Raw genomic sequence first — 20,212 nt, 5'->3', positions numbered from 1 at the left:
GGGATGACCGGATCCGGGATCCACCTGCCGATGCAGTCGATCGAGGCGCAGCATCTCGCTGAACTCGTCGAGCAGTTCCTCGAGCTGCTTCGCGACACCGAGATCGGCGAGGACGCGGCCTTGAACCGACTGACACCTGTCGTGTACCCGGAAGACGCGGACGCGTCGGCCGAGTTCGCCGATGCGACCAGTGCTGATCTGCTGGACCGCCGCGCCGCCGACGCACGCGTGGTGCAGGCAGGGCTGGTCGCACTCGGAGAAGGACCCGACGCGCCGCAGCAAGAGCTGTCGCTGGCCGGTTCCGAAGTCGACCCCTGGCTGCGCACGCTCGCGTCCCTGCGTCTCGTCATCGCCTCGCGGCTCGGCATCGAGGCCGACCCCTCCCCCGACCCGGACGATCCCCGGCTCGGGGTGTACGAATGGCTGGGCTACCGGCTCGACCTGCTGGTGGACGCCGCGGACGAGCTCGACGGCGTCTGACCGGCTACGGAATCGAGACCACCAGCGTGGCGTACCCGATCGGGTCGTCTCGGCGGATGTGCGCGACCTCCTGCTTCGCCCAGCGTTCCCAGTGCGGGCGGAACAGCTCGCCATCCCGATCCAATGCCCGGCGCTTGCGGCTCGCCTCGGGAGATTCGACCCACACCCGTACGTCAGCGATCCGCGCGGCTCGCGGAGTGAGGGATCCGCAGCCCTCCAGGATCACTCCGCGCGAGGGGTCGACCGCATAACTCTCCGCATACTCTCCGGCCTCCCAGTCGTAGCGCTGCCACGTGCCGACGAGATCACGTCCGTGCGGACGCAGGATCTGCTCGTAAGCCCGCTCGGCGCCGGCGTCCATTCCGTCCCAGCCGGGATAGATCGAGTCCAGGGCGATCAGCTGCGGAGCGGTGCGCAGCGGCCAGTGCTCGGCCAGGAGGCGCGCGAGAGTGGACTTGCCTGCTCCGCTGCGCCCATCCACGAGCACCACTGGGTTGGAGGCCTGCACGGCACGGACGGCGTCGGCGATGCGGGCGACCGCGACGCTCAGCGCGCGTGCGACCGGATCGTCACTTCTTGAGGGCACGGACGATGCGGGAGATCGCGCGTCCCGCAACCCAGACGAAGGGCACGGCGACGGCCAGTAGCGAGACCAGGTTCGGCTCGAATCGCAGCCCCTCCTCGCGGCGCACGTACACGCCGAGCGGGATCGCGATCCCGCCACCACCACCGCCCTCGCCCTCGGCGCTGCCTTCAGCGCCGCCGGAGCCTCCGCCGAAGCCGGAGAAGGTGAGCGCGACCGGGGTGAACTGGGCGCCGTCCACCTCCTGGGGCTCGCCGTAGGCGCTCTTGACGCCGAAGGACGCGGAGTTCTTGCCAAGCTCGAGTGCGATGTGCGGCATGCGTCCACGCTAGCCCACGCCGGCGGCCTCGACCACCGGTCGCGTCCGCGTCGCGCTTGCGCACCGGCGCCTCGCCGGATCAGTCCAGACCGTGCGCGCGCGGATGCGGCGCAGACCCCCGTCCCGCACGCGCACCCAGGTGCCGCGCGCGGGTGACCATGCCGGATCCGAACTTCGCTTGCGCGCTGTCCAGCGCGTCCTCGATACGCCGCCACTCGGCATCGTCGTCCCACAGTCCGAGTGCACCGCCGGCGTCCGTGAGGCGCTCCGCTCGCACGCCGACCAGTCGCACCGGATCGCGCCTGTCGATCGCCTCGAACAGCGTGCGCGCGACCTCGCCGATGCGCTGACCCACGGACGTCGGCTCGGGAAGAGTCTGGGAGCGGCTCACCGTGGTGAAGTCGGAGAAGCGGATCTTGATCGCCACCGTGCCGGCCTCCCAGCCGGCTCGGCGCAGCCTCGCGGCGACCCGGTCTGCCAGCCGCAGCAGCTCGGAGCGCAGCGCCTCGCGATCGGAGACGTCGATGTCGAACGTCTCCTCATGCCCGACGCTCTTCTCCACGCGGTTCGTCTCGATGCTCCGCGGGTCCCGACCCTCGGCCAGTTCGCGCAGGCGCTGCGCGAGTGCGGGGCCGACCACCCGCTCGAGCGCCGACGCCGGAGTGGCGCGGATATCGCGGATGAGTCGGATGCCGCGCGACTCCAGTGATTCCGCCGTCTTCGGTCCGACGCCCCACATCGCGCGCACCGGTTTGGTGGCGAGGAAGTCGAGGGTGTCGGCGGCGGCGACGACGAGCAGGCCGTCGGGCTTGGCCATGGTCGAAGCCATCTTTGCGACGTGCTTGGTGGCGGCGACCCCCACGCTGCAGCTGATGCCGACTTCGTCCTGCACACGCTCGCGGATCATCGCGCCGATCCGCCCCGGGCTCCCCCAGAGGCGCCGCACACCGCGCACGTCGAGGAAGGCCTCGTCGATCGAGAGCGGTTCCACGAGCGGCGTGACCTGCTCGAAGATCGTCATGACCTGCTTCGACGCGTCACGGTACCTGGTGAAGTCCGGCGGCACGATCCGCGCAGCGGGGCAGAGCCGGATCGCCTGCGAGACCGGCATCGCCGAGCGCACGCCGTAGCGGCGCGCCTCGTAGGACGCGCTGGACACCACGGAGCGCCCGTCCGGGGATCCGATGATCAGCGGCAGCCCGCGCAGGGTGGGGTCGTGCAGCACCTCGACCGCCGCGTAGAACGCGTCCATGTCGACATGCAGGATCCCGGTGCCGGTGTCGTCGGCGTCGGGCGCGGAGACGATGCGCCCCGATCCGTCACCTCGTCCCATGGATCCATTCTCGCGGAGACCGCCGACATCGGATCCGCCCTCTTTGACCGGGCGGTCAATCAACGCGGTAGAATCGTGAGCGACCCCCTTTTCGGGAGCCATCTGACTGCAAGGAGGATGAGTTCGATGAAGAAGTGGACACGCTGGCAGGACTGGGTGGCGGTCGCCGCCGGTCTAGTCGCCGCTGTCGCGGGCATCTGGATGACACCCGCCATGGGCATGTCGATGACCATGATGCTCGTTCTGGGTGCGTTGATGATCGCTGCCGGGGTATGGAGCCTCGCAGCGCCCGGTCTCGTGTCGATGGAGTGGATCCTCGCCGCGATCGGAGCGCTGCTCTTCATCTCCCCATGGATCGGCTCCTACGCCGGAGATACAGGTCCCGCCTGGACCTCGTGGATCTGCGGAGCCGTCTGCGCGGTCGCGGGGCTCTGGGCGCTCGTGCCCGCCGAGAAGGCGCACCGTGCTTCGCACGGCGGCCCCACGGCGGCTCACGCGTGACCTGCGCGGCCGCACAGGGTGCGGGACGCTGGGAGGCCCCCGTCCCGCACCGTTCTGAGGAAGCATCATGACCGAGAGTCCCGATGCCGGCGACGCGCGCACCAGGATCCTCGACGCCGCCGAGACGCTTTTCGCGCGCCACGGCTTCGACGGCACATCCACCGCCCGGATCGCGCACGCCGCCGCGGTGCCCAAGGGCCTGCTCTTCTACTATTTCCCGACCAAGCCCGACATCCTCGCGGTGCTCATCGATGAGCGACTGCGCACCACCGCCCTCGATGCGGCGCCGCTCGCGGTGCGGGGCGACCCCGTGCAGACGCTCATGAACGTGGGCGAGCGCGTTCTGCGCGACCGGGAGGCGTCGGATGTGCTGCGCGAGATCCTCTGGCACGAGTCCCACGTGCGCCCCGAGGTCGCCACCGCACTCTCCCGCTACCGCCGAGCGCTGCACGATACGGTCGAGCGCGCGCTGGCCGCCTGCCTCCCCGCCGGTACGGATCACGGCGCGGTACGGGCCGCCGCCGACGCCTGGTCGGCGACGATCACAGCCCGGCCCCTCGAGGCCGGTGCCGAGGAGAGCCCCGAGGAGCAGCGCCGCAGGCTGCACGAACCGGCCAGCCTGCGGGCGATCGCCCGCATCCTCGGCGCCGGTCTTCAGGCGGCGACGCTCAAGGGCGCCGCACTCTGAGTGCGGCGCCCTTGAGCCTGTACTGAGCGGTCGTCGCTATTGCGCGGCGCGCTCCAGGATGAGCTCGCGGACGCGTGCGGCGTCGGCCTGACCCTTCATTGCCTTCATGACGGCGCCGATGACGGCACCGGCGGCCTGGACCTTGCCGTCCTTGATCTTCGCCATCACGTCAGGCTGCGCGGCGAGGGCCTCATCGATCGCGGCGATGAGTGCGCCGTCATCCGAGACCACGGCGAGCCCGCGCGCATCGACGACCTGCTGCGGGGTGCCTTCGCCGGCGATGACACCCTCGAGCACCTGCCGGGCCAGCTTGTCGGTCAGCGTGCCCGCGTCGACGAGCTGCTGCAGGGCGGCGACCGACGCCGGGTCGATCAGCGTTGCGGCGTCCACCTCGCGCTCGTTGGCGATGCGGCTGATCTCACCGGTCCACCACTTGCGCGCGGTGTCGGCGGTCGTGCCGGCGGCGATGGTCGCCTCGACCTCGTCGAGCAGCCCGGCGTTCACGACGCCCTGGAACTCGATGTCGCCGAAGCCCCAGTCCGCCTTGAGCCGGCGACGACGGGTGACGGGCTGTTCGGGCAGCGCCGCGCGCAGCTCCTCGACCAGATCGCGAGCCGGCCGGACGGGCAGCAGATCGGGCTCCGGGAAGTACCGGTAGTCGTCGGCATCCGACTTCGGACGACCGGGCGATGTCGTGCCGGTGTCCTCGTGCCAGTGCCGGGTCTCCTGCGTGATCGTTCCGCCGTCCGCGAGGATCGCGGCCTGACGCTGGATCTCGTAGCGCACGGCGCGCTCTACGGAACGCATCGAGTTGACGTTCTTCGTCTCGGTGCGGGTGCCGAGCTTCTCCTGGCCACGGGGGCGCAGGGAGACGTTCGCATCGCAGCGCAGGTTGCCGCGCTCGAGGCGAGCCTCGGAGATGCCCAGGCCGCGCACGATGTCGCGGATCGTGGCCACGTACGCCTTGGCGATCTCGGGAGCGCGGTGCTCGGCGCCGAAGATCGGCTTGGTGACGATCTCGACGAGCGGAACGCCGGCGCGGTTGTAATCCACGAGGGAGTACTCCGCACCCTGGATGCGACCGGTCGCGCCGCCCATGTGGGTGAGCTTGCCGGCGTCCTCCTCCATGTGCGCGCGCTCGATCGGGATCGTCACGAGCGTCCCGTCTTCGAGCTCGACCTCGACCGATCCCTCGAACGCGATCGGCTCGTCGTACTGCGAGATCTGGTAGTTCTTGCCGAGGTCCGGGTAGAAGTAGTTCTTGCGCGCGAACCGGCAGGACTCGGCGATCGAGCAGCCGAGCGCGAGGCCCAGACTGATCGAGGAGCGCACAGCCGTCTCGTTCACGACCGGGAGCGATCCCGGGAGGCCCAGATCCACCGGTGCGATGAGCGTGTTCGGCCCGGCGTCGTGGTTGCGCTCGTTCGCCGGGTTGGGCGCGTCGGAGAACATCTTGGTCTCGGTGTTGAGCTCGACGTGCACCTCGAAGCCGAGCACCGGCTCGAACAGTTCGAGCGCCTTGTCGAAGTCCATGAGCTTCACGGCGGCCATCAGCGGGTTCCTCCCTGCGGTCCCTGAGCTTGTCGAAGGGTCGGTGCGCGGTCGAGCAGCGGCCCGCCCCACGCGTCGACGAGCAGCGACTCCAGCGCGGCGCCGACCCGGTACAGGCGTGCGTCCTCGCGGGCGGGGGCGAGGAACTGGATGCCGACGGGCAGTCCGTCCTCCTCGGCCAGGCCCGACGGGATCGAGATGCCCGGGACGCCGGCAAGGTTCGCCGGGATCGTGGTGAGGTCGTTGAGGTACATCTGCAGCGGATCGCCGATCTTCTCGCCGAGCTTGAACGCCGTGGTGGGCGCGGAGGGCGTGGCGATAATGTCGACCTGCGCGAACGCCGCGTCGAAATCCTGCTGGATGAGGGTGCGCACCTTCTGCGCGCTGCCGTAGTACGCGTCGTAGTACCCGGCCGACAGCGCATAGGTGCCGAGGATGATGCGACGCTTGACCTCCGGGCCGAAGCCGACCTCGCGAGTGAGCGACATGACGTCCTCGACCGTGCCGCCGCCCTCGGGCGTGACACGCAGGCCGAAGCGGACCGAGTCGAACTTGGCCAGGTTGCTCGAGGCCTCAGCGGGGAGAATCAGGTAGTACGCGGCGACGCCGTACTCGAAGTGCGGGGCGGAGATCTCCACGATCTCCGCGCCCTGGGCCTCCATCAGCTTCAGCGCGGCGTGGAAGGATCCCGCGACGCCGGACTGGAAGCCGGAGTCGGGCAGCTCCTTCACGACGCCGACCTTCAAGCCCTTGAGCACCTGTCCGGTCGCGCCCTCGCGCGCGGCCGCGGCGAACGACGGCCAGGCGTCGGGGAGCGACGTGGAGTCCTTCGGGTCGTGACCGCCAATCACGTCATGCAGCAGGCCCGCATCGAGAACGGTTCGAGCCACGGGACCGACCTGGTCCAGGCTCGAGGCGAGGGCGATCGCGCCGTAACGGCTGACGCCGCCGTAGGTCGGCTTGATGCCGACCGTTCCGGTGACGTGCGCGGGCTGGCGGATCGAGCCCCCGGTGTCGGACCCGAGCGCGATCGGCGCCTCGAACGCGGCCACGGCGGCAGCCGAGCCACCGCCCGAGCCGCCCGGGATCCGGTCGAGGTCCCACGGGTTGTGCGTGGCCCCGTAGGCGGAGAACTCCGTGGAGGAGCCCATCGCGAACTCGTCCATGTTGGTCTTCCCGATGCCGATGAGCCCGGCCGCCCGCGCACGGGCGACGACCGTCGCATCGAACGGCGACCGGTATCCCTCGAGGATCCGGGATCCGCTCGTGGACGGCTGGTCGGTCGTGACGAGCACGTCCTTGATGGCGAGCGGCACTCCGGCGAGTTCGCCCAGGTCCTCCCCCGCGGCGCGGCGGCGGTCGACGTCGGCCGCCGCGTCCAGCGCGTGCTCGTTGACGTGCAGGAAGGCGTGCACATCGCCGTCGACGGCAGCGATGCGGTCGAGGTGGGCCTGCGTCGCCTCGACGCTCGACACCTCTCCGGCGGCGAGCTTGGCACCGAGCTCGGCGGCGGTCCAGCGGATGATCTCGCTCACTGCTCCTCCCCCAGGATCGCGGTGACCCGGAAGCGGTCCCCGTCGGCGTCGGGCGCATTCTGCAGCGCCTGCGCGGTGGTGAGGGTCTGGCCCACGACGTCCTCGCGGAAGACGTTGTGCATCGCGATCGGGTGGCTCGTGGGCTCGACGTCGGGCGTCGCCACCTCCGACACCTTCGCGATGTTGTCGACGATGGCGTCCAGCTGACCGGTCAGCTGCGTCACCTCGTCGTCGGAGAGCTGGATGCGCGCGAGCACGCCGAGATGGCGTACGAGATCAGGGGTGATTTCAGACACCAGGACAGTCTAGCCAGCGGGCGTCGCCCGCCCCGCCGCGGCGGCGGGCCCCTGACGCACCCGGCCTCAGTCCTGCAGCACGAGGAAGAGTGCGGTGTCCCCGCACCGCACGACCCGCGTTCCCTCGCCGCCACCCGCCGACAGAGCGCCCTCGCGCAGGGCGGTGAGCGCACTTTGCACGTCCTGCCCCCGCAGCAGGGTCCCGGTCACACGGTGCGAGTCGCTCGAGGCGACCACCCGGCCCGATCCGTTCACGACTGTGCCGGTGCCGGCCGCCTCCCGCAGGATCGGCAGGATCACGCGCTCCAGCCGCGACACGTGCACGTCGATGCCGACCACACCGACCATCCGCCCGTCGTGCATGACGGGGGTCGTCACCGTGACCGTGTAGTCGTCGGTGCACAGGTAGTCGACGTACGGGCCGGTGACGTGGCGCTCGCCGGTGCGCTCCGGCACCCGCCACCACTCCAGCTGGCGGTAGTCGCGGAACTGATCCGACTCCGGGTCGTTCACCGCTTCCAGACGTCGCACGCCGCCGCGATCGCCGCGATCGAGGCCGTGGATCTCGCGCAGCCACCATGCCAGATGCCAGGGCGCATCGGCGAGGAGCCCTGGGGTCGCGACGAAACCGGCCCCGGTGACGAGTCCTCCCGGCGCCTCCAGAGCTGGTCGTGCCAAGGCATCCATGAAGGGATCCAGCGCCGCGGCGGCGAGGGCAGTGCCCTGCACCGCGAAACCGTGGAACTCGTCCTGAACGGCGGTGCGCCATCCTTCCACGAGCGCGAACAGGGGCGCGAACGTGCCTTCGATGCGCTCTGCGATGCGTGCGTCATGCTCGGCGACAGTGCCGGTCATCTCGCGCTCCTTCTTCGTGTGTTCCGGTGTCACGCCCGCGCGGGCGTGGTGGTCTCTGCCGCGGCTTCCAGCCGAGACTTCTCGTCCAGCAGCCATTCGACGCCACTGGCGATGCGACGCACGGCGATCGCCCTGGCCCCCTCGGTGTCGGCGGCGCCGATGGCATCGAGTTCAGCACGTCGGGCGGCGCGGCTGCGGATCCGATTGTCCTCCTCGCGCAGGCCCAACCAGATCAGCGAACCGATCTCGGCCTGCAGACGGAGCTCTTCACGCACGAGTCTCGGCGATTGACTGAGGGCCGCGACCTCGAGCTGGAACCGGGCGACGGCGCGGCGCGCGGCGCCCATCGTGGAGAGGTCCTCGTGCTCCTCGAGCTCGCGCAGTCCCTGCACGTCGTCGTCACCGGCACGGTCGGCGGCGAGTTCCGCGGCCATGCCCGCGATCGCGGCATAGTGCGTGGACGCGTCCCGCAGCTCGACTCGACTGATCGCCCTGATGCGCTCATCGGTGAAGCGACGCGCGGTGTCCGGGTCGAAGGTGACGAAGCTCCCGCCGTCGCGACCGCGCCTGGTCTCGATCAAGCCGGCATCGCGCAGCGCTTCCAGTGCCTCACGGGCGGTGACGACGGCGACGCCGAGCCGGCGCCCCAGCTGCGACTCGCTCGGCAGCCGCTCTCCGTCGTGCAGCACGCCCGACGTGATCGCGTCCTGCAGGCGGCGCTCCACGATCTCGGCCCGACCGATGTCCGACAGCGGCGCGAAGACGGCCGACCGCGCGGGGTCCACACCTGCCGACACCTGTGCCACGCCGCTCTCCTTCCAGGCTCCTGACACGACGGTAACACGGGTGTTGACAAAATCCTCTGTTCCCATATGATTCCATTCATCTACTAACAGAGGATTAGTCCTCGCATCGAAGGAGATGTGATGGCGGACAAGCCCGTCGCGATCAGACTCACCGGACTCACCCGTTCATTCGGATCCGTCCCTGCCGTCGACGGCGTGGATCTGGAGATCGCCGAAGGAGAGTTCTTCTCCATGCTCGGACCGTCCGGATCCGGCAAGACCACCGTGCTGCGCCTCATCGCCGGTTTCGAGCAGCCCACGGAGGGAACCGTGGAGTTGTTCGGGGAGGACGTGACGGCCAAGGCGCCGTTCGACCGGGACGTGAACACGGTGTTCCAGGACTACGCGCTGTTCCCGCACATGACCGTGCTCGACAACGTCGCCTATGGCCTGCGGGTGCGCGGCATGCGCACCAAGGAACGTCGCGAGCGCGCGCGAAAAGCGCTCGCCAGCGTGCGCCTCGAGCACGTCGCGGATCGCAAGCCCAGCCAGCTCTCCGGCGGACAACGGCAGCGCGTCGCGCTCGCCCGCGCCACGGTCGTCGAGCCGAAGGTGCTGCTGCTGGACGAGCCGCTGGGCGCGCTGGATCTGAAGCTGCGCGAGCAGATGCAGGTCGAGCTGAAGCAGATCCAGCGCGATCTCGGCATCACGTTCATCTTCGTCACCCATGACCAGGAGGAGGCGCTGACGCTGTCGGACCGCATCGCGGTCTTCAGCGCGGGGCGGATCGAGCAGCTGGGCACGCCGTTCGAGCTCTACGAGAAGCCCGTCTCGCGATTCGTCGCCGACTTCGTGGGCACCTCGAATCTGTTCGACGACGTGACGAGCGAGCTCGTGCTCGGCCGCACCGGTCACCATTCGCTGCGCCCCGAGAAGCTCGCGGTCTCCCCTGCCCCTTCTGTCGAGCCCGGCTACCGCTCCGCTCCGGGCGTCCTCGCGGAGGCCATCTATCTCGGCTCCGGCGTGCGCCTCGTGGTCGACCTCGATCAGGGCCCCCGGGTCACGGTCCTGGAGCAGAACGTCGGCGGGCGCGCGCACGGCGCCCACGGCGACCGGGTCTTCGTCTCCTGGCGCGACGTGGATCTCGTCGCTCTCGACAACGCCCCGGCCGCGGAGCAGAACGAGACTCCCTCCCGCACCATCCGCACGGCCGGCGCCCGCTGACCGGCATCTCTCGCACCCCGCACGCAGAAGAACGAAGGAGTATCCCATGCGAAAGAACACGCTCAAAGCCCTCGTGGCCATCGGCCTCTCCACGGCCGTCATCGCCGCCCTGTCGGGCTGCGGCACGGCTGGGTCCGGTGGCGGTGCCGCCGCCGGGCCGGTCGACAAGCTCGGCAAGACCGAAGGCGCGGTCAAGATCCTGGCGTGGCCGGGCTACGTGGAGGACGGCTCGAACGATCCGAACGTCGACTGGGTCTCCGATTTCACCAAGGCCACCGGCTGCAAGGTCGAGGCGAAGACCTTCGGTACGTCCGACGAGGCGCTGAACCTCATGAAGACCGGCGACTACGACGTGGTGTCCGCATCCGGTGATGCCTCGCTGCGTCTCATCGCCTCGGGCGACGTGGCAGAGGTCAACACGAAGCTGCTGAAGAACTACGACGGCATCTTCCCGTTCCTCAAGGATCGCGCCTGGAACACCGTCGACGGAAAGCACTACGGCGTCCCGCACGGCTACGGCGCCAACCTGCTGCTGTACAACACCGACACGTTCCCGACCGCACCCACCTCCTGGGATGTCGTCTTCGACAAGGCCTCGGAGCACAAGGGCAAGATCACCGCCTACGACTCCCCGATCTACATCGCCGACGCCGCGGTCTACCTCATGGCGCACAAGCCCGAGCTCAAGATCACGAACCCCTACGCGCTGGACCAGAAGCAGTTCGATGCGGCGGTCTCCCTGCTCAAGGAGCAGCGGCCGAACATCAGCGAGTACTGGGGCGACTACCTCAAGGAGGTCCAGTCGTTCCAGTCCGGCGACAGCGTCGCCGGCACCACCTGGCAGGTGATCCAGAACACGCTCGAGGGCGAGGGCGCCAAGACCGCCGTCGTGCTGCCCGAGGAGGGCGCGACCGGCTGGAGCGATACCTGGATGATCTCCTCCAAGGCGAAGAACCCGAACTGCGCGTACGCCTGGCTGGACTACATCTCCAGCCCGAAGGCGAACGCGGCGGCCACCGCCTACTTCGGCGAGGCCCCCTCGAGCGACAAGGCCTGCGACTTCCGCGACGACTGCGCGTCGTATCACGCGGGCGACGCGGACTACGCCAAGAAGATCTGGTACTGGACCACCCCCATCGCGAAGTGCCTGGACGGCCGCACCGACGTGAAGTGCATCGACTACGCCGGCTGGACCACAGCCTGGCAGCAGATCCGGAACTGATCGGATCCGGTCGCCCGGGGCATTGCGCTCCGGGCGACCGGGCCGGGATTCGAAAGGCCGTCATGAGCACCATCGCACCGGCGAAGACACCGCCGCGCACACCGATCCCGTTCCCGCGCCGCACTGCGGCGCGACGTGGATCCGTCTACCTCTCCGCGCATCCGCGCGCTCGGCTCGCCCTCCTGCTGTCCGCCCCGCTGTTCTGGCTGGGAGCGGTGTACGTCGTCGCATTGGCGCTGCTGCTGGTCACCGCGTTCTGGACCACCGACACGTACACGGGGCAGATCCGCACCGAGTTCACCCTCGACAACGTGGTGACGGTCGTCACCGACGCGTTCTACCAGGGCATCACGCTGCGCACAGTGGGGATCGCCCTCGCCGTCACCGCGATCGACGTGGCCCTCGCGCTGCCGATCGCCTACTTCATGGCGATGGTCGCCTCCCCGGCCTTGCAGCGCACCCTCGTGGTGCTGGTGCTGACCCCGCTGTGGGCGTCATATCTCGTGAAGGCGTTCGCCTGGCGCTCCGTGCTCTCCAGCGACGGCATCCTGGACTGGCTGCTGCGACCGCTCGGCGGGCATACGCCCGGATACGGCATCGCCGCGACGATCATCACGCTGTCGTACCTGTGGTTGCCGTACGTGATCCTCCCGATCTACGCCGGACTGGAGCGGGTGCCGAGCTCTCTGCTCGAGGCCTCCGGCGACCTGGGCGGACGGAGCTGGGCGACCCTGCGTCTGGTCGTGTGGCCGATGGCGCTGCCCGCGATCATCGCCGGCACCATCTTCAGCTTCTCGCTGTCGCTGGGCGACTACATCACGATCGGCATCGTCGGCGGGGGCGCCCAGATGCTCGGCACGCTCGTCTACCAGGACATCGGCGCGGCGAACAACCTGCCGCTCGCGAGCGCGATCGCACTCATCCCGATCGTCATCATCTTCGGCTACCTGTTCCTCGTGCGCCGCACCGGCGCCCTGGACAACCTGTAGGAGTCACCGTGCGCATCTCCCTCGGAACCAGGGTCACCCTCGGCATCATCACCGCCGTGATCCTCGCGGTCGTGTACGTGCCGCTGGTGGTCGTGCTGATCAACTCGTTCTCCACGTCGTCCTCGCTCACCTGGCCGCCACCCGGCCTCACGCTGGAGTGGTGGGGCCGGGCGTTCCGCAGCGACGGCGCGCTCGAAGCCGTCGGCACCAGCGCGCTCGTCGCGCTGATCTCCTCGGCCCTCGCGCTCGTCCTCGGTACGATGCTGTCGTTCGCGCTGCAGCGGTTCTCGTTCTTCGGCCGCACGACGGTGAACCTCCTCGTGATCCTGCCGATCGCACTGCCGGGCATCATCACCGGCATCGCGCTGAACAACCTGTTCCGCACGATCCTCGGGGTGCCGCTGTCGATCTGGACCGTGATCATCGCGCACACCACGTTCTGCATCGTCACCGTGTTCAACAACGCCGTGGCCAGACTGCGGCGCATGGGCACCTCGTTCGAGGAGGCCTCGGCCGATCTCGGCGCCGGAATCTGGACGACGTTCCGCCTGGTCACCTTCCCGCAGCTGCGCTCCGCCCTGCTCACCGGCGGCCTGCTCGCCTTCGCGCTATCGTTCGACGAGATCGTGGTGACCACGTTCACCGCCGGATCCGGGGTGCGCACCCTGCCGATGTTCATCATCGACAACGTCGCCCGCCCCAACCAGGCTCCGATCGTGTCCGTGATCGCGGTGGTGCTGATCGTCGTCTCGATCGTGCCGATCGCCCTGGCACAGAAACTCTCCGGCAGCGAGCAGCAACGCCGGTGAGACGTCCCGGGCGGCGCGGAGGGGGTTGCGCCGCCCGGGATCGTGCATCCTCCAGGGGCGGCATAGGCTGAGCGCGTGACGACGTTCGTTCCTCCGCGCCCATGGACCGCCAGCTACGCCGAGGGGGTGCCGGAGGACCTCGCGGAGGTATCCGGATCCCTCGTCGACATCGTGGAGGCATCCGCGCGCGACTACCCGGATGCACCCGCGCTGCAGTTCTTCGGCCGCACCACCTCCTATCGCGACCTGCAGTCCTCCATCGAGCGCGCGGCGTCGGGCCTGAAGGCGCTCGGCGTCAAGGCCGGAGATCCGGTCGCGATCGTGCTGCCGAACTGCCCGCAGCACATCGTCGCGTTCTATGCGGTGCTGCGCCTGGGCGCCGTCGTCGTCGAGCACAACCCGCTGTACACGCCCCGCGAGCTGCGCAAGCAGTTCGAGGACCATGGCGCGAAGCACGCGATCGTCTGGAACAAGGTCGTCGGGTCCGTCCAGGAGTTCCCCTCGGACCTCGCCATGACGAACCTCATCTCGGTCGATGTGACGCGCGCGATGCCTGCCCTCACCCGCTTCGCACTGCGGCTGCCGATCGCCAAGGCTCGCGAGTCTCGCGACGCCCTCACATCCAAGGTTCGCGGCACGGTGACGTGGGAGTCGGTGGTCGGGTACGCCCCGCTCCCCACCACGCATGCGCGCCCTGCGACCGACGACCTCGCCATCATCCAGTACACGTCGGGTACCACCGGGACGCCGAAGGGCGCCTCCCTGACGCACCGCAACCTGCTCGCCAACGCCGCACAGGCGCAGGCCTGGGTGCCGTCGATCACGCGCGGCGACGGCTGCGTCGTCTACGCGGTCCTGCCGATGTTCCACGCCTACGGGCTGACGCTGTGCCTCACGTTCGCGATGTCGATGGGCGCGCGGCTGGTCCTGTTCCCGAAGTTCGATCCGGATCTGGTGCTCGACGTGGTGAAGAAGCACCCGGCGACGTTCCTTCCGCTCGTGCCGCCCATTGCGGACCGCCTGTTGAAGGCGGCCACCGAGAAAGGCGTGTCGCTCGCGGGCATCGAGGTCGCGATCTCGGGTGCGATGGCGCTGCCGCACGAGCTCGTCGTGCCGTTCGAACAGGCCACGGACGGCTACCTCGTCGAGGGCTACGGCCTCAGCGAGTGCTCCCCCGTGCTGATGGCGAACCCCGTCGCGGACAACCGCGTGCCCGGCACCGTGGGGCTTCCCCTGCCCGGCACCGAGTGCCGCGTGGTCGATCCCGATCAGCCGTCGAACGATGTCGAGCCGGGGCAGCCCGGGGAGCTGATCGTCCGCGGGCCGCAGGTATTCTCCGGCTACTACGGAAAGCCGGAGGAGACCGAGGCCGTGTTCGTCGATGGCTGGTTCCGCACCGGCGACATCGTCACGATCGACGAGGGCGGGTTCGTGCGCATCGTCGATCGGATCAAGGAGCTCATCATCACCGGCGGCTTCAACGTCGCCCCCACCGAGGTGGAGGGCGCGCTGCGCCAGCACCCCGATGTCGTGGATGCCGCGGTGGTGGGACTTCCCAACGAGCACTCCGGCGAGGAGGTCGTCGCGGCGATCGTCGTGGATCCGGGCACGGACGTCGACGTGGAGGCGGTCCGCGAGTTCGCCCGCGGGATCCTCACGCCGTACAAGGTGCCGCGCCGCATCTTCGTGGTCGACGAACTGCCGAAGTCACTGATCGGCAAGGTGCTGCGGCGCCAGGTCAAGGAGCGGCTGATCGCGCTGAGCACCGGCGTGTGAGCGTGCCGGACGCCGCGCTTCCGGGGGAGGATACGCGCACGACGATCAGTGTGGTGATCCCCTGCCGTGATGACGCGCCCTTCCTCGCACGCTGTCTCCGCGCTCTGACCGCGCAGACACGGCCCGCGGACGAGATCATCGTGGTCGACAACGGCAGCTCCGACGATTCGGGCCGCATCGCCGCCGCCGCCGCCGGCGCCACGGTCATCTCCGAGCCCGTCATCGGGATCCCGCGTGCCGCGGCGGCCGGCTACGACGCGGCTCGCCACGAGGTGATCGCCCGGCTGGACGCGGACTCGGTGCCGGGCCAGGACTGGCTGGCCCGCATCGAACGGGGCATGGCGAGCCACGACGTCGACTTCATCACCGGCACGGCGCACTTCTACGGCGGCAACCCGGCCATCCGCTGGATCGGCCGCCACCTCTACATCGGCGCCATGTACGTCGTGCTCACCCCGCTTCTCGGGCATGCACCGCTGTTCGGCTCCAATATGGCGATGCGTGCGACGGCCTGGCACGAGCTGTCCGCAGGATTCCACCGCTCGGAAGACCGGATCCACGACGACCTCGACCTCTCGCTGCACATCCGGCCCGGCATGAGAGTGCTGCACGACACGGACCTTGTGGTGCTGGTCTCCGCGCGCCCCTTCGAGAACTGGCGCTCCCTGCGTCGGCGCCTGGACCGGGTGCTGCCGACCATGCGCCTGCATTGGCCACAAGAGGCGCCCTGGCATCGCCTTCCCGCCCGGCGCCGGGCGCGGAAGGCCGACGTTCACTCCTCGATACGGGAGTAGAGCGAGAGCAGGTCGGCGCACAGCTGGTGCGGCGTGGTCTCGCACGGGCTGTGCCCGGTGTCGTAGACGTGAAGCTCGGCGCCGATATCGCTCGCATAACGCTCATGCGCCGCGACCGGCCACAGGTCGTGGGTGCCGGTGGCCACGAGCTTCGGCATCGGCAGGGCGCGGACCGCGGCGCGCAGGTCGAGTGCCCGCATCATCAGCCCCACCATGTCGTCCACGCTGCTGCGCCGGGTGAAGGCGAACCGGGAGCGCACGAAGGCGAGCCGGCCGGGACGAACCCGGTTCAGATTCCACCGCACCCCCCAGATCAGCAGCGCCGCCCCGGTCCGAGGGCCGGCCAGCCCCGCGATCGGCCCCAGCACCTTCATGCTGCGGAAGACGTTCCCGGTGGCCGGCGGCGTGGTCAGCAGCGCCAGGGATCGCACCAATTCGGGGTGACGCACCGCGACGCGCTGCGCGAGCATGCCGCCGAAGGAATAGCCCAGCAGGTGCGCAGGTCCGCCGTCTCGGAGGAAGGCCACCAGGTCGCGGTCGAACAGCTCGTCGGTGTAGGGCTCCCCCGCCGGCGGGCCCGCCGCAGCGGACCCGTATTGTCCCGCCAGATCGAAGGACTCCACCCGGTAGCCCGCGGCGGCGAGATCGGGGAGCATGAGGGCGAAGTCCTCCTTCGAGCCCGTGGCACCGGGCACCAATACGATGCGCCCGCGCGCCGGCTCACCGAAGGCGACCGCGGCCAGCGAACCGCTCGGCGCAGCGAAGGATGAGACTACGGCGCCCGGGGGCGGCACTGACCAGTCGATGTCCTCCAGGCGGGCGTCGCGCTCGATCGCCTCGGCACGGTCGGCGGGGGCAGCGGACGCGGTCATGATCCGACGGTATCGCCCCATTCGTGGTTCCGATGGAGCCGGCATCGCACGACGCCAGGCGCTGCCCAGGCGCAGGGACTATCGTTGGCGGGTGACTGCTGACGATATCGCCGCTACCGAGCCCGCCCCCGAGACGCCGTCCGAGGCTCCTGAGACTCCCGGCTTCGAGGAGCTGGGGGTCACCGGACCCGTCCTCGCCGCCGTCAAGGCGCTCGGCTACGAGACGCCGTCGGCCATCCAGCGCGAGACGATTCCGCTGCTGCTCGGCGGCCGCGACGTGCTGGGCACGGCGCAGACGGGAACGGGCAAGACCGCAGCGTTCGCTCTGCCGATCCTGGAGAACCTGGACCTGCAGCAGAAGAAGCCTCAGGCGCTGGTGCTCGCCCCGACCCGCGAGCTCGCTCTGCAGGTTGCCGAGGCGTTCGAGTCCTACGCCGCGAAGATCCCCGGCGTGCACCTGCTGCCCGTTTACGGCGGTCAGGGCTATGGCGTGCAGCTGTCGGCGCTGCGCCGAGGCGTGCACATCGTCGTGGGTACGCCAGGACGCATCATGGACCACCTCGCCAAGGGCACCCTCGACCTGTCGGAGCTGAAGAACCTGGTGCTCGATGAGGCCGACGAGATGCTGAAGATGGGCTTCGCCGAGGATGTCGAGCAGATCCTCGCGCAGACGCCCGACACCAAGCAGGTGGCACTGTTCTCGGCGACCATGCCCGCCACGATCCGCCGCCTCGCGCAGCAGTACCTGCACGATCCGGCGGAGATCTCGGTCAAGGGCAAGACCACGACCAACGCGAACATCACGCAGCGCTATCTCGTCGTGTCGTATGCGCAGAAGGTCGACGCGCTCACCCGGATCCTCGAGGTGGAGAACTTCGAGGGCATGATCGTCTTCGTCCGCACCAAGAACGAGACCGAGACGCTCGCAGAGAAGCTCCGCGCACGCGGATACTCCGCCGCCGCGATCAACGGCGACATCCCGCAGCCTCAGCGCGAGCGCACCGTCGGCCAGCTCAAGGACGGCAAGCTCGACATCCTCGTCGCCACCGACGTCGCCGCCCGAGGTCTCGACGTCGAGCGGATCAGCCACGTCGTGAACTTCGACATCCCGACCGACACCGAGTCCTACGTGCACCGCATCGGCCGCACGGGTCGCGCGGGCCGCTCCGGCGACGCGATCAGCTTCATCACGCCGCGCGAGCGCTACCTGCTCAAGCACATCGAGCGCGCCACGCGCCAGCAGCCCACGCAGATGCAGCTGCCCACGACGGAGGACGTGAACAGCACGCGTCTCGCGCGCTTCGACGACGCGATCACCGCGGCACTCGAGGAGACGAGCCGCATCGAGGGCTTCCGCGACATCATCGCCCATTACGTGCGCAACCACGACGTGCCGGAGGCCGATGTGGCCGCGGCGCTCGCGGTCGTCGCGCAGGGCGCGACCCCGCTGCTGCTGGACCCGGCGACCGACGCGCTGTCGGCCGCAGTGGCTGCCGACAACCGTCCGCAGCGCGAGCGCACGGAGCGCACGGGTGGACGCGACTCCCGGGAACGTGACGATCGCGGCGCCCGTCCGGAACGGCGAAGCCGTGGCGACTACACGCCGTACCGGATCGAGGTCGGCCGCCGTCACCGTGTCGAGCCCCGACAGATCGTCGGCGCCCTCGCGAACGAGGGCGGCCTCGGCCGCGACGACTTCGGCGCGATCACGATCCGTCCGGACTTCTCCATCGTCGAGCTCCCGTCCACCCTGGACTCCTCAGTGCTGGACCGCCTGCGCGACACTCGCATCTCGGGCCGGCTCATCGAGATCCAGCGCGATTCGGGCCGCCCGAACCGGGGCCCGCGCCGTGACGACCGTGGCCGGGACGACCGTGCCTACGGCGACCGTCCGCGCCGTTCATACGAGAGCGGTTCCGGGGACCGTGGCTATGGGGACCGTGCGCGCCGCGACGACGCCCCGCAGGATGGCGGCCGCACGGACGACCGGCCGCCGCGCAAGCCGCGCCACAAGGACTGAGTCCCACTCGTATGCCCGGCCTCGCGCCGGGCATACGGCTTTCTGCCGTGCGCACGGAGACGCGCCGCGTGCGCGAGTGCACGGTCTGTTGCCGACTGCACGAGAAGTCGACGCGTAGAACTCGTGCATTCGACGCGATCCCGTGCACTCGACGAAATCCGCTGTGAGCGGCACGAGCGCGGGCACTCAGCAGGATCCACCGGACTCGTCGTCAGGCCGCGACCACTGGCTTGGTGCGCACCGGGCCCAGCCAGGTCGCGACGAGGACAGCAGTGACGGATCCGGCCGCCATGATGGCCGCCAGCACGATGATCTGGAACCGACCGGCCTCGAGGGGCGAGAGACCGCCGAAGATCGCGCCGACGAATGCGCCCGGGAGCACGACGAGACCGGTCGTCTTGGTCTGATCGACCGAGGGGATCAGGGCATCGCGCACGGCGCCGCGCGCGAGGTCCAGCGTCGAGCGCCGCGGCGTGGCTCCCAGAGCGAGCCACCCCTCGACCTCTTCCCAGTGGTCGAGGACCGTCCTCCGGAACAACCTGCCCGTGAGCGTGGCGATGTTCATCGTGTTCCCGATGATGATCGCGCCGATCGCCAGCGCGTACCGAGGGGTGGGGGCCAGCGCGCCGGATCCGAAGACCGCTGCCGCTGCCACGGCGATGCCCGCCGCGATCGAGGTCGACATCACGAGCGCCCCGTGCCCGCTCCACCCGATCCGCTGCGTCGCGACGGAGACCGCCACGCCGAACATCACCAGAAGCGCGACCGCGATCAGCGCGGGCTGCGTGATGATCCCGCCGAGGATCAGGCTGATGATCGCCAGCTGGACCACACCGCGCGCGATGGCCGCAGCAGGCGCCCAGGATCCTCGCACCCGGAACAGCAGGAGGGCGGCGGTCGCCACGGCGACGAGGATGCCGACGCCGATCAGGGTCGGGATCAGGTCGACGGAAGCGCTCACGGTCGCGAGCCTATCCTCCACCGCTTAGGACGGACGGGGGGCATCAGAAGGGCGGTGGGTCGTTCGTTCGGAAACCGGTCGGGGTGATGACTTGGACGGTGTGGTTCTCGCGGTTCCGGTAGATCATCCTGGTGCGATGTCGTCGCACATGATCGGCGGGGCACAGTGGTCGCAGGTTGCCGGTGTCGGTGGGGCCACCTTGGGACCACATCTGTGCATGGTCGAGGTCGGCGTCGAGGGCGAGCCGGTCGCAGCCGTCCCTCGCACAGGTCCCATGCTGCAGGACCAGCCAGTCACGTTGCGCCTTCGTCGGCCGATACGTGCGCCGATCCAAATCCAAGACCACCCCGCAGACCGGATCCGTGATCACCCGCCGGAACCCGGTCGCATCCAGGAACGCCTGCCGTGCGGTGGCCGGGTCGATCGGACCGTGCCCGACCAGCTGCGCCTCCGTGCCCGAGGCGACCGGATTGCCCGCCGGACTCAGCGAAGAGCCAGCGCTCGCCGTGGTGGCGGCGACGCCCGCGATGGCGGCGACACCGAACGCGGATCCGGGATTGACACCGGCGAGCAACCCGATCGGGACGGTCACGAACACCGTCGTCTTCACCGCCTTGTC

At 69.6% G+C, this 20,212-nt stretch carries 21 protein-coding genes; 10 read left to right on the top strand and 11 right to left on the bottom strand.

Annotated features, from left to right (window positions below):
- The first annotated feature begins 3 nt into the window (after positions 1-3).
- The gene (locus tag AB4078_RS17860; protein WP_441978242.1) at positions 4-480 is read left to right on the top strand and encodes a DUF2017 family protein; all 477 of its coding nucleotides are present in this window, start codon (positions 4-6) and stop codon (positions 478-480) included.
- 4 nt (positions 481-484) lie between these two features.
- Here AB4078_RS17860 and AB4078_RS17855 read toward each other — a convergent pair whose 3' ends face one another.
- From AB4078_RS17855 to dinB, 3 genes are all read right to left on the bottom strand, one after another.
- Positions 485-1,066, bottom strand: coding sequence for a hypothetical protein (locus AB4078_RS17855; protein WP_440731958.1), 582 nt, complete (start codon positions 1,064-1,066; stop codon positions 485-487).
- Positions 1,050-1,382: a hypothetical protein gene (locus AB4078_RS17850; protein WP_440731959.1), complete on the bottom strand. Its 333-nt coding sequence runs from the start codon at positions 1,380-1,382 to the stop codon at positions 1,050-1,052. The genes AB4078_RS17855 and AB4078_RS17850 overlap by 17 nt, the downstream gene beginning before the upstream one ends.
- Before the next feature lie 79 nt (positions 1,383-1,461).
- Positions 1,462-2,715 (bottom strand): DNA polymerase IV, encoded by a 1,254-nt coding sequence (dinB, locus tag AB4078_RS17845; RefSeq protein WP_440731960.1) that lies wholly within the window; start codon positions 2,713-2,715, stop codon positions 1,462-1,464.
- Between the two features lie 126 nt (positions 2,716-2,841).
- Here dinB and AB4078_RS17840 point away from each other — a divergent pair, with 126 nt between their 5' ends.
- Both AB4078_RS17840 and AB4078_RS17835 read left to right on the top strand, forming a co-directional pair.
- The gene (locus tag AB4078_RS17840; RefSeq protein WP_440731961.1) at positions 2,842-3,216 is read left to right on the top strand and encodes an SPW repeat protein; all 375 of its coding nucleotides are present in this window, start codon (positions 2,842-2,844) and stop codon (positions 3,214-3,216) included.
- Positions 3,217-3,283: 67 nt separating this feature from the next.
- Positions 3,284-3,904 carry a TetR/AcrR family transcriptional regulator gene (locus AB4078_RS17835; protein ID WP_440731962.1) on the top strand — a complete coding sequence of 207 codons (621 nt, stop codon included), beginning with the start codon at positions 3,284-3,286 and terminating at the stop codon, positions 3,902-3,904.
- Positions 3,905-3,940: 36 nt separating this feature from the next.
- Here the strand turns inward: AB4078_RS17835 and gatB are convergent, their stop codons facing one another.
- From gatB to AB4078_RS17810, 5 genes are all read right to left on the bottom strand, one after another.
- Positions 3,941-5,455, bottom strand: coding sequence for an Asp-tRNA(Asn)/Glu-tRNA(Gln) amidotransferase subunit GatB (gatB, locus tag AB4078_RS17830; protein ID WP_440731963.1), 1,515 nt, complete (start codon positions 5,453-5,455; stop codon positions 3,941-3,943).
- Entirely contained in the window at positions 5,455-6,990 is a 1,536-nt protein-coding gene (gene gatA / locus AB4078_RS17825; RefSeq protein WP_441978241.1) for an Asp-tRNA(Asn)/Glu-tRNA(Gln) amidotransferase subunit GatA, read from the bottom strand. Before gatA ends, gatB begins: the two co-directional genes overlap by 1 nt.
- The gene (gene gatC, locus AB4078_RS17820; protein WP_440731965.1) at positions 6,987-7,286 is read right to left on the bottom strand and encodes an Asp-tRNA(Asn)/Glu-tRNA(Gln) amidotransferase subunit GatC; all 300 of its coding nucleotides are present in this window, start codon (positions 7,284-7,286) and stop codon (positions 6,987-6,989) included. The genes gatA and gatC overlap by 4 nt, the downstream gene beginning before the upstream one ends.
- A gap of 66 nt (positions 7,287-7,352) precedes the next feature.
- Complete coding sequence (locus AB4078_RS17815) at positions 7,353-8,141, bottom strand: cache domain-containing protein (protein WP_441978240.1); 789 nt, start codon at positions 8,139-8,141, stop codon at positions 7,353-7,355.
- A gap of 29 nt (positions 8,142-8,170) precedes the next feature.
- Entirely contained in the window at positions 8,171-8,947 is a 777-nt protein-coding gene (locus tag AB4078_RS17810) for a FadR/GntR family transcriptional regulator (RefSeq protein ID WP_440731967.1), read from the bottom strand.
- 120 nt (positions 8,948-9,067) lie between these two features.
- Here AB4078_RS17810 and AB4078_RS17805 point away from each other — a divergent pair, with 120 nt between their 5' ends.
- The 6 genes from AB4078_RS17805 (at position 9,068) to AB4078_RS17780 (ending at position 15,740) form a co-directional block, all read left to right on the top strand.
- Positions 9,068-10,150, top strand: coding sequence for an ABC transporter ATP-binding protein (locus tag AB4078_RS17805; RefSeq protein ID WP_441978239.1), 1,083 nt, complete (start codon positions 9,068-9,070; stop codon positions 10,148-10,150).
- A gap of 46 nt (positions 10,151-10,196) precedes the next feature.
- Positions 10,197-11,372 (top strand): ABC transporter substrate-binding protein, encoded by a 1,176-nt coding sequence (locus tag AB4078_RS17800; protein ID WP_441978238.1) that lies wholly within the window; start codon positions 10,197-10,199, stop codon positions 11,370-11,372.
- 62 nt (positions 11,373-11,434) lie between these two features.
- Positions 11,435-12,361: an ABC transporter permease gene (locus AB4078_RS17795; RefSeq protein WP_440731970.1), complete on the top strand. Its 927-nt coding sequence runs from the start codon at positions 11,435-11,437 to the stop codon at positions 12,359-12,361.
- 8 nt (positions 12,362-12,369) lie between these two features.
- On the top strand, positions 12,370-13,170 hold the full coding sequence (locus AB4078_RS17790; protein ID WP_441978237.1) for an ABC transporter permease: 801 nt from the start codon (positions 12,370-12,372) through the stop codon (positions 13,168-13,170).
- Between the two features lie 75 nt (positions 13,171-13,245).
- A complete protein-coding gene (locus AB4078_RS17785) occupies positions 13,246-14,946 on the top strand; it encodes a long-chain-fatty-acid--CoA ligase (protein ID WP_441978236.1) in 1,701 nt (566 codons plus the stop codon).
- On the top strand, positions 14,943-15,740 hold the full coding sequence (locus tag AB4078_RS17780; RefSeq protein WP_441978235.1) for a glycosyltransferase: 798 nt from the start codon (positions 14,943-14,945) through the stop codon (positions 15,738-15,740). The genes AB4078_RS17785 and AB4078_RS17780 overlap by 4 nt, the downstream gene beginning before the upstream one ends.
- Here AB4078_RS17780 and AB4078_RS17775 read toward each other — a convergent pair.
- Positions 15,719-16,612: an alpha/beta fold hydrolase gene (locus AB4078_RS17775; protein ID WP_441978234.1), complete on the bottom strand. Its 894-nt coding sequence runs from the start codon at positions 16,610-16,612 to the stop codon at positions 15,719-15,721. The two genes, AB4078_RS17780 and AB4078_RS17775, sit on opposite strands and share 22 nt — an antisense overlap.
- A 91-nt stretch (positions 16,613-16,703) precedes the next feature.
- On the opposite strand from AB4078_RS17775, the gene AB4078_RS17770 reads away from it, so the two are divergent.
- The gene (locus AB4078_RS17770) at positions 16,704-18,632 is read left to right on the top strand and encodes a DEAD/DEAH box helicase (RefSeq protein WP_441978233.1); all 1,929 of its coding nucleotides are present in this window, start codon (positions 16,704-16,706) and stop codon (positions 18,630-18,632) included.
- A 211-nt stretch (positions 18,633-18,843) separates the two neighbouring features.
- Here the strand turns inward: AB4078_RS17770 and AB4078_RS17765 are convergent, their stop codons facing one another.
- Both AB4078_RS17765 and AB4078_RS17760 read right to left on the bottom strand, forming a co-directional pair.
- Positions 18,844-19,593 (bottom strand): ABC transporter permease, encoded by a 750-nt coding sequence (locus AB4078_RS17765; RefSeq protein WP_441978232.1) that lies wholly within the window; start codon positions 19,591-19,593, stop codon positions 18,844-18,846.
- A 43-nt stretch (positions 19,594-19,636) separates the two neighbouring features.
- The coding region (locus AB4078_RS17760; RefSeq protein ID WP_441978231.1) for an HNH endonuclease signature motif containing protein at positions 19,637-20,212 on the bottom strand (576 nt) is incomplete at its 5' end.

The sequence above is a fragment of the Microbacterium sp. 2MCAF23 genome (assembly GCF_052115565.1).
GTDB lineage: Bacteria > Actinomycetota > Actinomycetes > Actinomycetales > Microbacteriaceae > Microbacterium.
The sequence above is the reverse complement of the archived record's forward strand: the minus strand, read 5'-3'. Positions and strand labels throughout refer to the sequence as shown.